Source organism: Kribbella sp. NPDC055110, from assembly GCF_053607525.1.
Map to the genome: position 1 here is coordinate 1 of NZ_JBSGTS010000005.1, position 14,245 is coordinate 14,245.

12 protein-coding genes are annotated in these 14,245 nt (G+C 69.4%); 5 read left to right on the top strand and 7 right to left on the bottom strand.

All coding sequences use genetic code 11. The features are described from left to right. Window positions 1-64: 64 nt before the first annotated feature. Window positions 65-979, bottom strand: coding sequence for a proteasome assembly chaperone family protein (locus tag ACWF0M_RS09805; RefSeq protein ID WP_452235222.1), 915 nt, complete (start codon window positions 977-979; stop codon window positions 65-67). A 181-nt stretch (window positions 980-1,160) separates the two neighbouring features. Here ACWF0M_RS09805 and ACWF0M_RS09810 point away from each other — a divergent pair, with 181 nt between their 5' ends. The 3 genes from ACWF0M_RS09810 to ACWF0M_RS09820 are packed head-to-tail and all read left to right on the top strand — an operon-like array spanning window position 1,161 to window position 4,684. Then, entirely contained in the window at window positions 1,161-2,177 is a 1,017-nt protein-coding gene (locus ACWF0M_RS09810) for a hydroxyacid dehydrogenase (protein ID WP_452235223.1), read from the top strand. Then, window positions 2,174-4,105, top strand: coding sequence for a DUF2264 domain-containing protein (locus ACWF0M_RS09815; protein WP_452235224.1), 1,932 nt, complete (start codon window positions 2,174-2,176; stop codon window positions 4,103-4,105). The genes ACWF0M_RS09810 and ACWF0M_RS09815 overlap by 4 nt, the downstream gene beginning before the upstream one ends. Before the next feature lie 51 nt (window positions 4,106-4,156). Further along, entirely contained in the window at window positions 4,157-4,684 is a 528-nt protein-coding gene (locus ACWF0M_RS09820; RefSeq protein ID WP_452235225.1) for a ferritin, read from the top strand. Window positions 4,685-4,690: 6 nt separating this feature from the next. Here the strand turns inward: ACWF0M_RS09820 and ACWF0M_RS09825 are convergent, their stop codons facing one another. Next, a complete protein-coding gene (locus ACWF0M_RS09825) occupies window positions 4,691-6,583 on the bottom strand; it encodes a DUF2207 domain-containing protein (RefSeq protein WP_452235226.1) in 1,893 nt (630 codons plus the stop codon). A 119-nt stretch (window positions 6,584-6,702) separates the two neighbouring features. Between ACWF0M_RS09825 and ACWF0M_RS09830 the strand changes: the two genes are divergently transcribed. After that, a complete protein-coding gene (locus tag ACWF0M_RS09830) occupies window positions 6,703-8,853 on the top strand; it encodes an elongation factor G-like protein EF-G2 (protein WP_452235227.1) in 2,151 nt (716 codons plus the stop codon). 392 nt (window positions 8,854-9,245) lie between these two features. On the opposite strand, the gene ACWF0M_RS09835 is transcribed toward ACWF0M_RS09830, so the two are convergent. The 3 genes from ACWF0M_RS09835 to ACWF0M_RS09845 are packed head-to-tail and all read right to left on the bottom strand — an operon-like array spanning window position 9,246 to window position 11,808. Then, window positions 9,246-10,493: a tetratricopeptide repeat protein gene (locus ACWF0M_RS09835; protein WP_452235228.1), complete on the bottom strand. Its 1,248-nt coding sequence runs from the start codon at window positions 10,491-10,493 to the stop codon at window positions 9,246-9,248. Beyond that, on the bottom strand, window positions 10,490-11,365 hold the full coding sequence (locus ACWF0M_RS09840) for a tetratricopeptide repeat protein (protein WP_452235229.1): 876 nt from the start codon (window positions 11,363-11,365) through the stop codon (window positions 10,490-10,492). Before ACWF0M_RS09840 ends, ACWF0M_RS09835 begins: the two co-directional genes overlap by 4 nt. Further along, window positions 11,362-11,808: a hypothetical protein gene (locus tag ACWF0M_RS09845; RefSeq protein ID WP_452235230.1), complete on the bottom strand. Its 447-nt coding sequence runs from the start codon at window positions 11,806-11,808 to the stop codon at window positions 11,362-11,364. The genes ACWF0M_RS09840 and ACWF0M_RS09845 overlap by 4 nt, the downstream gene beginning before the upstream one ends. A 57-nt stretch (window positions 11,809-11,865) precedes the next feature. On the opposite strand from ACWF0M_RS09845, the gene ACWF0M_RS09850 reads away from it, so the two are divergent. Next, on the top strand, window positions 11,866-12,273 hold the full coding sequence (locus tag ACWF0M_RS09850) for an HIT family protein (protein ID WP_452235231.1): 408 nt from the start codon (window positions 11,866-11,868) through the stop codon (window positions 12,271-12,273). On the opposite strand, the gene ACWF0M_RS09855 is transcribed toward ACWF0M_RS09850, so the two are convergent. Further along, window positions 12,245-13,363 (bottom strand): glycosyltransferase family 4 protein, encoded by a 1,119-nt coding sequence (locus tag ACWF0M_RS09855; RefSeq protein ID WP_452235232.1) that lies wholly within the window; start codon window positions 13,361-13,363, stop codon window positions 12,245-12,247. The genes ACWF0M_RS09850 and ACWF0M_RS09855 overlap by 29 nt on opposite strands. Before the next feature lie 15 nt (window positions 13,364-13,378). Continuing rightward, complete coding sequence (locus tag ACWF0M_RS09860) at window positions 13,379-14,245, bottom strand: phosphatidylinositol mannoside acyltransferase (protein WP_452235233.1); 867 nt, start codon at window positions 14,243-14,245, stop codon at window positions 13,379-13,381.

Here is a 14,245-nt window from a genome sequence, read left to right on the forward strand (position 1 = left end):
GCACAGGCAATAACCTGTGCAACGCCCCCGGTTCCTGTTCAACGCACCCGGCCAGGCAGGCGGGCTAGTCGTTGTCTTCGCGGTTTAGGTCGGCTAGGAATTGTTCTACTTCGGCGCCTAGCTCGTCTGCGGAGGGGGTGGAGTCGGCGAGGAGGCTCTTGCGGGTCAGGGAGCCGTCGGCGGCGTCGTACTGGGTTTCCAGGGCCTTGACTATTGCGCTCGCGTCCTCCGACGCGTCTACCTGCTCGTCGACCAGCCGGCCGGTGACGGCGGCCTCGTCGAGCAGGGCCTTGCTAGGGAGGAGCAGGCCCGTCGCGGCTGAGATCGCGTGCACGAGGGCCAGCGCAGCGCCCGGGAAGCGGTTCTCGGCCAGGTAGTGCGGTACGTGGACCGCGAAGCCCATCGCGTCCTTGCCCGCCTCGCCGAGACGGACCTGCAGCATCGTCCCCGCGCTCGCGGGCAACTGCATCTCGCCGTCCCAGATGTTCGAGCGGGTGACCAGCTCGGGCCGCGTCGCGTGGGCCGTAAGGCCGAGCGGCCGCGTGTGCGGGACACCCATCGGGATGCCGTGGACACCGATCGTGAGCGTCACGTTGTACAGGTCGTTCAGCTGCCGGATCGCCCCGGCGAACCGGTCCCAGTGACTGTCCGGCTCGGCGCCCTCCAGCAACAGAAAGTCCACGCCGGCGTCGTCGGTCACCAGATGGAGCGAAAGGTGCGGCGGTGTGTAGTCGGTGAACCGGTCCTCGGCGAACGTCACCTCGGGCCGCCGGGCCCGGTAGTCGTGCAGAAGGTCGACGTCGAACCGTGCCAGCAGCCGGTGGTCCAGCACCTCGAGCAGGTGGTCCGCGGTCACCCGGCCTGCCTGGCCGGCGTCCATGAACCCGTCCAGCGAGTGCACCAGGACCTTCGGCGTCGCCGCCGCGCCGGTCGCCACCGACTCGTCGACGATCTCGTAGAGGTCGTCCGGTCGCAGCATCCTCGTCTCCTTCGCAACTTCCAACACAATGACAAACACAGGGACAGGTACTTCTACCTTCCCCAACGCCGCGATGTCGCGGACTAATTCCGACCCTGGGCAAGTTCCGGAAAGATTCAGGATGTTCCAAGACTCGGCACTCGGCGCGACAGCGGTGGAAAGCGCTTGCTAGGTTGTCGTTGTGAGCCGCGAACCAGATTCCGCCCTGACCGTGATGCTGGCGATGAACGAAGCCAGCCGGGACCGCGTCCTCGTGCCGCGGGTCCGGCAGCGCCTGGACGCGATCGCCACGGTGCTTCCGGTCGGACCCGGGGCGAGTTTCCTCGCCGATCCCGCCGTACGGGCGGCGCTCCCGGACGTCGACGTACTGCTCACCGGGTGGGGCTGCCCGCGGATCGGGCCGGAGGTGCTGGACGCGGCGCCGAAGCTGCAGGCGATCCTGCACGCGGCCGGCTCGGTGAAGGCGATCGTGGATCCGGCGGTGTTCGACCGCGGTATCCAGGTCTCGTCGGCGGCCACGGCGAACGCGCAGCCGGTCGCCGAGTTCACGGTCGCGGCGATCGTGCTGGCCGGGAAGCGGGCGTTCCGGCTCGCGGCGCAGTACCGGGTGGAGCGGCGCAAGGCCGACCCGCACGGGATGCCGGGCAGCTACGGTTCGACGGTCGGCCTGCTCGGGGCGTCCCGGATCGCGAAGATGGTCGCCGAGCGGTTGCGGGCCTTCGACCTGCACGTGCTGATCAGTGACCCGTACCTCACGACGGATGAGGCCGCAGCACTCGGCGCGGAGCTGGTGGACAACGACACGCTCTTCCGTCGCAGTGACATCCTCAGCGTGCACGCGCCGTTGATTCCGGAGACGGTCGGCCTGGTCGACGCCCGCCTGCTCGGTCTGCTCAAGGACGGCGCGGTCCTGATCAACACGGCCCGCGGCAAGATCATCGACGCCGAAGCGCTGCAGAGCGAGTGCGTGTCGGGCCGCATCGACGCCGTACTCGATGTGACCGATCCGGAGCCGTTGCCGCCGGACTCGCCGCTGCTCGACCTGCCGAACGTCTTCGTCACCCCGCACGTCGCCGGCGCCGTCGGCAACGAGATCGCCCGCCTCGGCGAACTCGCCGTCAGCGAACTCGAACGCCTCGCCACCGGCCAGCCCCTCCAACACGCCATCAGCCCCGCCGAAATCGGGAGACTCGCATGACCCGCTTGATCCTGCCGGACACCGACCGTGAGCTGTCGCGTCAGACCGGATGGGTGCGGGCGCACTGGGAGGCGCTCGCGGACCATCTGCTCGACTCGCTCGTTCCGTACTTCTCCCCCGGCGCCTCCCTGGTCGAGCTCCCGGGCCGGCCGAGCCGGTCGGGTACGGCGTCCGACGCGCTGGAGGGATTCGCCCGGTCGTTCATGCTCGCCGCGTTCCGGATCGCCGGCGTCCAGGGCAAGGGCTGCGAGGCACTGATCGAGCGGTACGCGCGGGGCGTCGCGAACGGCGCCAACCCGGACCACCCCGAGGCGTGGCTGCGACTCACCCCGAAGTCGCAGCAGATGGTCGAGGCCGCGGCGATCGCGGTGTCGCTGCACGAGACCCGCGAATGGATCTGGGACCGCCTCGACAGCCGGGCGCAGGAACATGTCGCGGAGTGGCTCGGCGGCTTCAACGGGTCGACGACGCACGACAACAACTGGCGGCTCTTCCAGGTCGTGAGTGAGCAGTTCCTCGCGTCCGTCGGAGCGCCCTTCGAACAGGACGACATCGACGCGGGCCTCGACCGGATCGAGGACTGGTACGTCGGCAACGGCTGGTACTCCGACGGCGACGGGCAAAACTTCGACAACTACATCGGCTGGGCGATGCACCTGTACCCGGGCCTGTGGGCGCGGATGGCCGCCGCCACGCCGGGTGCGCAGTACGAGGACCGGTTGAAGCTCTACAAGGAGCGGATCAACCTCTTCCTCGAGGACGCCGTACATCTGGTCGGGAACGACGGGGCGCCGATCTACCAGGGCCGGTCGCTGACGTACCGGATGGCGGCCGCGGCGCCGTACTGGATGGGCGCGATCCTCGACTCGACGCCGTTGACGCCGGGTGCGACGCGGCGGCTGTGCTCGGGGATCGCGCGGCATTTCGTGCAGCACGGGGTGCCGGACGAGCGTGGCGTGCTGACACTCGGGTGGTACGACACGTTCCTGCCGACCACGCAGCAGTACTCCGGTCCTGGTTCGCCGTACTGGGCCTCGAAGGGTTTCGTCGGGTTGATCCTGCCGCCGGAGCACCCGGTGTGGGCGGACCCGGAGGACTCGATTGCGCTCGACGACGCGGATCAGCTCCGCGCGATGCCGGAGCCCGGGTGGATCGTGCACGCGAGCCGTCACGACCAGGTGGTGCAACTGGTGAACCACGGCGCGGACCACGCTCCAGTGACCGAGCCGCAGGGTGTGGAGCTGGCGGGTGATCCGCACTACAACCGGCTGGCGTATGCGAACCACGCCGGCCCGGATCTGTCGGACAGTGAGCCGGGGATCGACAACCTGATCTCGTTGGTCTCGACCGATAGCGCAGCGAGTGGGCGGGGGCGGATCCGGCGGCTGGGTGTCGACGGCCGTACGGCGTCGTCCTGGCACAACGCGTGGCTCGGGGAGGACGGGCCGTGGGCGATCGAGATCGCGTCGATCGTGTGGAACGGCTGGGAGATTCGGTGCGCGCTGGTCGAGGGTCCGGAGGGCGCGCTGGTCCGCAGCGGCGGCTACGCCGTCGCCGGCGGCTCCTTGCCAGAGGCAACCGCCAGCACGGGGGCGGAGTCGGCGGCGCCGACTGCTGCTGCTGCTGCGCGGAACGCGGACGGGTTGGTGTCGGCCGTGGTTGGGTTGCACGGCTACGACACGGCGGGTGTGCATCGTGCGGTGGGGGTCAACCCGTTCGGCGTGCACTCGGCGACGCCGTACCTGACGGCACCGCATCACGGGGAGCCGTTGGTGCTCGTGAACGCCGTACTGCTGACCCGCGACGCCCTCCGGCCGGAAGCCCTTGCCGAGGGCATCGATGTGGCCGTGGACGGTACGACGGTGCGCATCGGCCTGCCCGGCGGCGGTACCGAGATCGTCGAACTGGGACGGAAACGCGCCGGTTAGGTCAGGCTCGCCAAGGGTGTGGATTCGCCGGATGGCCGTTAGATTGACGCAATGAGCACGTACGAGAAACTCCTGCAGGAACAGATCCGTAACGAATTCACGGCCGCACAGCAGTATGTGGCGGTCGCTGTCTGGTTCGACGACCAGGACCTGCCGCAGCTGGCCGCGCACTTCTACAAGCAGTCACTGGAAGAGCGCAACCACGCGATGATGATGGTCCAGTACCTGCTCGACAAGGACATCCGGCCGCACATCCCGTCGGTCGGCGAGGTCGAGTCGGACTTCAAGACCGCGCTGGAGCCGCTCGAGCTCGCGCTGGCGCAGGAGATCACGGTCACCAAGCAGATCGAGATGCTCGCGCGCACGGCCCGCGACGAGAGCGACTACATCGGTGAGCAGTTCATGCAGTGGTTCCTCAAGGAGCAGGTCGAGGAGGTCGCGGCCATGAACACCCTGGTCAACGTCGCCAAGCGCGCCGGCGACAACCTCTTCCACCTCGAGGACTTCCTGGCCCGCGAGGTGGTCGGCACCGCCGGCACCGACCCCACGGCTCCCACCGCCGCGGGCGGAGCGGTCTGACCTGAGCTACCAGCTCCCGCCGCCTCCGCCGCCGCCACCGCCGCCGGAGGAACCGCCGCTGAAACCGGACGAGCTGCCGCCGCCACCGCCGGAGCTCGACGGCGTGGGCGGCGGGTCGAAGCTGCTCGCGACGGTCGCGCCGACCGCACCCGCGGTCCAGCCGGAGCTGTAGTACGACGGTCCGGAGTACCAGTACGGGTCGGGTGTGATGCGGCCGGCGGCGACGAGCTGCTCGCATACCTTCTGCCAGCGGTCCGCGAGACCGAAGGCGATTGCCCAGGGCAAGTACTTCGAGAAGATGTCCTCGCCCTCCTCGAAGCGCAACTGGTCCGCCTCGGCCGTGGCCAAGTACTTCCGGAAGCCGATCAGCTGGTCCGCGACCGCGCGGCCGGCCGGGTTTCGTTGCCCACGGCCCCGGATCGCGATCCAGATGCCGATGGCAACGATGACCGCGATCACCGGCACCGCGACGACCACCGCCCGGCCGAAGCCGCCGGTCGCGGCGCTGACCACGGTACCCATCAGGCCGGCGCCGACGACCCAGATCGCGATCATCGCCATACAGGCGCAGCCGAAGCCGTTCTTGAACGCCGAGCCGCCACCGGCCCGCGGCATCCGCAGGTACCACTCGCGAGCCTTCACCTGGTCACGGAGCGCCTTGATCATCTCGTTGTGCGCGTGCCGCATGGTGTTGTCACCCACCGCACCGCGCTCGAGCAGCACCTCCGTGCCGGGCTGCAGCCCCGGGTACAGGCCGAGCATCAGCGCCTGCTCATGCGGTGCTGTCGCGGCCGCCGGGTTGAGCAGCACAGCCTTCTGCGTCGAACCGTCGTTGTCAATCCGTACGCCGCCGCGCACCGCCAGGTCGATCAGCGTCGCGGCCGTCTCGGTCGTGTTCGCCTTCGCGTCGATCAGCAGACCGCCCTCGGCGACCGGGATCCGCGGCGGCGCGAACGCGACCGGGATCTGGTCCTCGGTGAGCTCGTCCTTCACCGGTTGCGCGACGACCCCGTCCGGCGGGAACGCTCCCGGCGGCATCCCGGCGTACCGCTGGTCCTTGTTGCCGAACCTCGAGTAGAGCGCGGCGAGCACGAAGGCGACCACGGTCGCGATGCCGGACCCGATCAGCTGGAGCCAGGACACCCCGTTACGCTCCAGCCAGCTCGGCGGGTCGACCAGGATCGGGGTGTCGTTCTGGACGGCGCCCGCGGTGATTCCGGCCACGATCGTCAGCTGCTCGGCGCGGTCCAGCTGCGACGCGCCGAACACGCCCTTCTGCCCGACGACCGACTTCTGCGGGCACGTCCGATTCGATCCGGCGGTACCCAGGAAGCACTCGGTCTTGGTCACGCCCTGCGGGACCTCGACGTTGACCGTGACCTGGTCGATCACCGCGTCCCACGCGCTGCCGGTGGCGTCCCAGTACAGCTCGCTGTGGTCGTCGAAGTGCCGCAGCGCGCCGCGCACGTCGTACGTGATCTTGTACGTCGCCTCGGTGCCGGGGATCGTCTCGTTCGCGGAGCCGATCCTGATCTGCAACTCGCCGTACCGGCCCTTGTTCCCCTCGTACGTGTCGACGGTGAACTCGTCCGGGGCGCCGCTCGGGGACGAGACCTCGACGTTCGAGACCTGGTACTCCTGGTCCTTGGAGTCGTCGTCCTTGTAGGGCTCGCGGGTGACCAGATCCCGGTAGATCCCGTGCCGCCCGGACTCCGCGAAGTGGTAGTCGATCGTCTCCTCGACGTGCAGCACACCCTCGGCAGAGACGGTGTAGGCGATCCTGAAGTTCCTGATCTCGTCGCCGGTGTCCGCCGTACGGGCGCTTGCCGGTACGGCGAACCCGGCCAGCGCCAGAACGGCGACCAACGTACTGATGACTACCCCGAGTGCCCTACGCATGCCCGGACCCTATCGAGGGCCGGGGTCCGGGGGTTGCCGGGCCGACACGAATCCGCGAGCTGATGGGCCTTGTGCGAAGTGTCGGTTAGGGGAATCGTGGGTGGACCAGGAGGAACGTCATGGCAGACAAGACGAACACTTCCCAAGGCACCGGAGCCGCGCCCGCTGTGGACAGTCCGGCCGCCATCCGCAACGTGGTCCTGGTCGGCCCGTCGGGCTCCGGCAAGACCACCCTCGTCGAGGCCCTGCTGGTGGCCTCCGGAGTCCTGAACAGACCCGGCACCGTCCTGGACGGAACCACGGTGTGCGACTTCGACGACGCCGAGATCAGGCAGCAGCGCTCGGTGGGCCTGTCGCTCGCCTCGCTGCCGCACGACGGCGGCCAGGGGAAGGTCAAGATCAACCTGATCGACACGCCCGGGTACGCCGATTTCGTCGGTGAACTGCGGGCCGGACTCCGCGCCGCCGACTGTGCGCTGTTCGTGATCTCGGCGAGCGAGGGCGTCGACGAGCCGACCCGGACGGTCTGGCAGGAGTGCGACCAGGTGGGGATGCCGCGCGCGGTCGTGATCACGAAGCTCGACCACGCCCGGGCGAACTACCAGAATGCGCTCTCCACGGCGCAGACCGCGTTCGGCGACAAGGTGCTGCCGCTCTACCTGCCCGCTGGTGACGGGCTCATCGGGCTCCTCTCCCAGTCGTACTTCGGATATACCGGCGGCAAACGGTCGACTGCGGATCCGGACCCGTCGTACGCCGGCGAGATCGAGGAACTGCGCGGCACGCTGATCGAGGGGATCATCGAGGAGTCCGAGGACGAGTCGTTGATGGACCGCTACCTCGGCGGCGAGGAGATCGACCAGAAGGTGCTGATCGAGGACCTCGAGCGCGCGGTCGCGCGGGGCTCGTTCTTCCCGGTGATCCCGGTCTGCAGCGCCTCCGGGGTCGGCACGCTGGAGCTGCTTGAGGTGATCACCAGCGGTTTCCCGTCGCCACTCGAGCACAAGCTCCCGGAGGTCTTCACCCCGCACGGCGTCGCCCGCAAGGGCCTCACGTGCGACACCGCCGGCCCGGTGCTCGCCGAGGTGGTGAAGACGACGTCGGACCCGTACGTCGGGAGGGTCAGCCTGGTGCGGGTGTTCTCCGGCACCATCAGGCCCGACGCGACGGTTCACGTGTCGGGCCATTTCACGTCCTTCTTCGGTGACCACAACGGTCAGTCGCACGGGCACGAGGACCACGACGAGGACGAGCGGATCGGCACGCTGTCGTTCCCGATCGGCAAGACGCAGCGCCCGGCGGGGCAGGTGATCGCCGGAGACCTGTGCGCGATCGGCCGGCTGACCCGCGCGGAAACCGGTGACACGCTCTCCGACAAGGCGGATCCGCTGCTGCTCAGGCCGTGGAATATGCCGGAGCCGTTGCTGCCGATCGCCGTACAGGCGCATGCGAAGACCGACGAGGACAAGCTCGGTGCCGGGCTGCAACGGCTGGCCGCCGAGGACCCGACGCTGCGGATCGAGCAGAACCCGGAGACCCACCAGATCGTGCTGTGGTGCATGGGCGAGGCGCACTCGGACGTCGTACTGGACGCGCTGGCGAACCGGTACGGCGTGACCGTGGACACCGTCGAGCTGCGGGTGCCGCTGCGGGAGACGTTCCTCGGCCCGGCCAAGGGCCACGGGCGGCACGTGAAGCAATCCGGCGGGCACGGTCAGTACGCCGTCTGTGACATCGAGGTCGAGCCGCTGCCGCAAGGGTCGGGATTCGAGTTCGTCGACAAGGTGGTCGGCGGTGCGGTGCCGCGGCAGTTCATCCCAAGCGTCGAGAAGGGCGTCCGGGCGCAGATGGAGAAGGGCGTCGGGCCCGGGTACCCGATGGTCGACATCCGGGTCACGCTGCGCGACGGGAAGGCGCACAGCGTCGACTCGTCCGACATGGCGTTCCAGATGGCCGGTGGGCTGGCGCTCCGCGAGGCGGCCGCCGCGTCCCGGGTCGCGATGCTGGAGCCGGTGGATCTGGTGTCGGTCCTGGTGCCCGACGATCTGGTCGGCGCGGTGATGAGCGACCTGTCCGGGCGTCGCGGGCGGCTGCTCGGCACCGACAAGGTCGGCGAGAACAGGACGCTGGTGAAGGCCGAAGTACCGCAGGTGGAGATCACCCGCTACTCCATCGACCTCCGCTCACTGTCCCACGGCGCAGCGTCGTTCAGCCGCGAGTTCTCCCGCTACGAGGCGATGCCGGAGTCCGCGGCGTCCAGACTGAAGTGAGTTAATACCTCGTCCCCCACCGAGGCACTCCTCCCCAAACCAGTTCGGGGAGGAGCCTGCCAACCAACCGGGGAGTCCCACCTCCCGACCCGGGCAGGCGTTCCTCCCCAAACCGGTTTGGGAAACGTCTGCGCACCAACCGGGGAGCCCCACCTCCCGACCCGGGCAGGCATTCCTCCCCAAACCGGTTTGGGAAACGTCTGCGCACCAACCGGGGAGCCCCATCTCCCGACCCGGGCAGACATTCCTCCCCAAACCGGTTTGGGGCCTACGCGGACGTCCGGGCGCGCTGCGCGGGCGGCGGGACGGCGACGGGGCGAGCTGATGGGTTGCGACCTGGACGGTTCCTGACGAGGCGATGCCGGAGTCCGCAGCGTCGAGGCTGAAATGAGTTAGCTCAGGCGGCGGCGTACGTCGCGGGACTTGAGGTACGCCGCCACGTCGTCGTAGCGCTCGCTCTGGTTGGCGAACTCGATGTACGAGCGCACGCGGTGCAGCCAGTCGAGCGTCGACGGCTTCACCGCGGTCAGCGCGTCGGCGAGGTGTCCCATCGCGAGGGGCGGCTCGCCACCGCTCGAGAGCGCCTCGTCGATCACCTTGTCGACGCCGCGCTCGATCAGCGCGCGCAGGTCGGCGCCACTGAACATCGCGGTCTGCGCGGCCAGCGCCTTGAGGTCGAGGCCGTCGGCCGGGACCTCCTTCGTCAGCACGGACAGGATGTCGGCGCGGGCCGATTCGTCCGGCGGCGGTACGAAGATCACCCGGTCGAAACGGCCGGGGCGGAGCATCGCCTCGTCGACGTCCCACGGCGCGTTGGTCGCGGCGAGTACCAGCAGGCCCTCGTTCTCGGAGCCGATCGCGTCGAGTTCTTGCAGCAGTACGTCGACCAGCCGGCGTGCCTCGGATCCGCCGTGCTTGTGCCGCGCGAAGGCCAGCGCGTCCAGCTCGTCGAGGAACAGCACGCACGGCGCGTTGGCGCGGGCCCGCTCGAACGCGGCGTGCAGGTTGCGCTCGGAGACCCCGAGGTACGGGTCCATCACGTCCTCGATCCGGACGTTGATGAACGGCAGCCCACACTCCCCCGCGGTCGCACGCGCCAGCAGCGTCTTCCCGCAGCCAGGCGGGCCGTACAGCATCACACCGCCGCCGGACTTCCGCCCGTACTTCTCGTACAGCTCCGGGCGGCTCAGCGGGAGGATCACCATCCGGTGGATCACCCGCTTGATCTCCTCCATCCCACCGACCTGGTCGAAGGTGGTGGTCTCCTTGGGCGTGTCCGGGATCAGCGGGTCCTGCTCGTCCTCCGGGCCGACCTTGATCCGTACGCCGCTGCGCTCGGCGATCATGCCGTCCACGAGCTGCTGCAGCCGCCCGGTCCCCTCGACGACGCCGCGCTGACGAGCCGCTTCGAGCAGGTTCCGCAGCAGGGCGAGTCGCCCGTTCGCCGCGGCCAGTTCACCGACAGGCACGAACTGGTCGTCGGGCAGACCGTGCTGATCCAGCAGTACGACGTACTGGTCGAGCGCCTCCTCGATCTCGCCGTCCGCGGCCAACGACTCCGCGAGCACGAGCCGCAGCAGTACGTCGTCCGGCGCCGCGTCGACCGCTTTCCGGAGCGCCTCGATGCGGTCGTTACTCATGATCCCCATTTCCTGTTGATCCAGCGGCGGACCAGCGGTGGGACCACCCAGGAGTAGACGCAGAAGGCCAGCCAGACCATGGCGAAGGCGAAGGACAGCGGAGCGAGCCCGGCGGCGCGGAGGCCGTAGATGATCGCGACTGCGCCGACCCAGACGATCAGCGGGTTGATGCGGGCGAACGGGCGCAGCGGAAGCATCAGCGGATGGTTGAACAGCTTGGCCTCGCGGGCAGCAGCACGCAGGTCCGCGTCACCCGGTTGCGCTGCGGCGGCGGATCGCAGTGAGTTGTATCCGGCGCGCGAGTCACCGGTCAGCATGGACGCCGTACCGTGCAAGGCCCGCGCGTTCGGGTCCTCGGGGTCGTGCGACAACGCCTCGGTGCTGTGCCGGTGCATGTCGCGGTCCTTGCCGAGCGCGAACGCCACCTGCGCGCGGGCAGCCGACACCGCAACACTCTCGGGCGCGTGCGACGCGGCACGCTCGACCAGAGCGCTGGCCTTCTCGGCCTGCCCGGCCGCCAGGCACACGTGGGCATACCCGAGCAGGAGATCCGGATCGTTCGGGTCGAGGCTCAGGCCCTGCAGGAACGCGGCCTCGGCCTCGGGCAGACGACCCTCTGACCGCAGCGCGGACCCGAGGACGTGGAGCATCGCGGGGAACGGCCCGTGCTGGGCGAGGCCGTCCCGCAGTACGTCGACCGCCTCGGCGTCCCGGTCCAACGCATGCAGGGCGGCACCGCGGAACAGGTACGCGCGGTAGTCCACGGCTGCATCGCCGGACAGCCCCTGCAGTTCGTCGAGCACGCGCTCGGGGCGGCCGATCTGCAGCCAGTGCGCGGCCATCCGCAGCCGGGCCTCACTCGGTTCGTTCACAGCAGCACCCACACCAGGACGAGGATCATGACCTCAGCGATCGCGGCTCCGACCGCCACCCCGATCCCCACGCCCCACAGGGATTCGTAGTCCGCGCCGCGCAGCTGGAACGCACGATCCATCGGGCGCTGCAGCCGCAGCTGGACCAGGCAGCACAGTACGGCGACGACGCGGATGATCACCCGGATTCCCGACGTACCGGAGTCGTCGTACAGCAGGACGAACACGCCGATCACCGCGAGCAGGCCGACGAGACCGGTCAGCAGGATCAGCCGGCGCTTGGCGGCGTCGACGCCGAGCCGGCCCGCGTTCAGGTAGGCCACGGCGGTGGACGCGAGCACACCGCCGAAGAACGCGACGTACGTCTGGGACATCAGGCGCCACGGGCGCGCCGACATGTCCACGCCGGCGCCGACGGTCGGGCGCAGGAGTTCGTCCGGCATCGGGCTCCAGGTGCACTTGGGCAGAGGTCCAGCTCGCGCAGTGTATAGCCTGTGCCGATGAGCGAGAACTGCATCTTCTGCGGGATCGTGGCCGGCACCATTCCCTCCACGCGGGTCGCCGAGACCGACGGGGCGATCGCGTTCATGGACATCGCGCCGGCGACGCCCGGCCACCTGCTGGTCGTCCCGCGCGTCCATTCGACCGATCTCCGCGAAGCCGCTCCCGAGGACCTCATGGCCGCGACCCTGCTCGCCCAGTCGCTGATCGGCCGCGTCATCGAGCGCCTCGACGACGCGACCGGCGCGAACCTGCTCAGCTGCATCGGCCCGGACGCCTGGCAGACCGTCTTCCACACCCACCTGCACGTGATCCCCCGCTACCCGACCGACCCGCTGGTGCTGCCGTGGCAGCCGCAGTCCGGCGACTTGGACGAGATCAAGGCCGTCCACGCGAAGCTGGTCTAGCCACCAGCTCGTAGACAGACAGGAGCTCCGGCAGCAGAACGGACCAGTCGTACTTCGGTACGGCGGCCAACCCGACGGACCTGAGCTGCTCTCGCTCATCGGGCCGACGTAGCAGCCTGAGGGCACGGGCAGCGAGCTCTCCGGCGTTCCCGGGCTCGAACAACTCCCCCAGCTGCCCGCCCTCCAGCACGTGCCGGAACGCGGGCAGGTCGCTCGCCAGCACCGGCGCACCCGCAGCCATCGCCTCCAGCAGGACGATGCCGAAGCTCTCGCCGCCGAGATGCGGAGCGACGTACACGTCCGAGCCGGCCAGCATGTCGGCCCGCGCCTCGTCGTCGATCGCGCCCAGGAACAGGACGTTGTCTCGATACCGCCGCCGCAGAGCTTCATCAGCTTGTCCGGATCCCGCGACCAGGATCTTCAACCGTGGACGCTCGGCGACCAAGGCCGGCACGGCGTCCATCAGCACGCCGAGGCCCTTGCGCGGCTCGTCCAACCGACCGAGGAAGCTGATCGTGCCGTCTTCGCCCATCCACTCCGGGCGCGGGCTGCCTTTGAACCGGGCGGTGTAGAGCCCGTTCGGGATCACCACGGCCTCGCCGCCAATGTGCTGCACCATCATCGAGCGGGCGTTCTCGGACACCGCGATCCGGGCGTCGATCTTCTCGAGCGCCGGCCGGAGCAGGCTGGACGCCACGCTCATCGCCCGGGACCGGACCTGCCAGGTGTGGAACGTGGCGACGAACGGCCCGTCCGCGGACCAGAGCGCGATGATCGACGCGCTCGGCGTGGTCGGCTCGTGCACGTGGACGACGTCGAAGTTCCCGTCCGCGAGCCAGCTCTTCACACGCGCCGCCGTACGCGGACCGAACGTCACGCGGGCGACCGACCCGTTGTACGGCACGCCGACAGCCCTTCCGGACGAGACGACGTACGGCGGGATCGCGCTGCCTGGAGACGCGTCGTCGACCGGGGCCAGGACCGACACCTCATGGCCCAGGGACAGCAGCGCCTCGGCGAGGTCGCGGACGTGGTTCTGTACTCCGCCGGGCGTACCCAGCGAGTACGGGCAGACCACGCCGATCCTCATACCACGATTCTCGCGCTAGTCGAGGAAGATGCGTTGCAGCATGTGCCAGTCCTGCGGGTGCTCGGCGATCCCGATCGCGAAGGCGTCGGCGCATCGCTGGGTCATCGCCGCCGCGCCGCCGTCCGGATCGACCGCGTCGTGGAAGGTGATGACGAGATCCGGGCCGTCGTAGTGCAGCGTCGCCGGGATCAGCGGTGCGCCGGTCTTCAGACTCAGCGCAGCCGGTCCGGCCGGCATCCTCGACGGCCGGCCGAAGAACGTGACCGGGACACCGCGTTCGGACAGGTCCCGGTCGGCGACCAGGCACACGAATCCCCCGGCCCGCAGACGATCCGCCAGTACGCCGGTGACGTCGTCGTCACCGCCCGTCAGCGGGAGGACTTCCATACCGAGCTTCTTCCGGTACGCGATGAAGCGGTCGAACAGCGACTCCGGCTGCAGGCGTTCCGCGACCGTCGACACGGGCATCCCGGTCAGCCCGGCCCAGGCGCCCGCGTGGTCGTAGTTCGCCAGGTGCGGCAGTGCGCAGATGACGCCCTGCCCGGCGGCGTACGCGTCCCGCAGCAGCTTCTCGTTGACCGTCCGGACCCGGCCGACGATCTGCTCGTCGGACCACTCGGGCAGGCGGAACGCTTCCTGCCAGTAGCGCAGGTACGACCGCATCCCGGCGTGCGTGAGCTCGTCGACCTCGGCCTCGCTCGCGTCTGGACGTACTACGGCCAGGTTGCCGCGCAGTCGCCGTACGCCGCGGCCGTTGCGGCGGAACGTGCGGTCCGCGGCCCGCTGGAACAGCCACGCGACGGTGCGCTCAGGCAGGCGTCGTACCAGCGTCCAGGCGAGCGCGAAGGCCAGATCGACCGCCCGTTGCCGCAGACCTTCCAT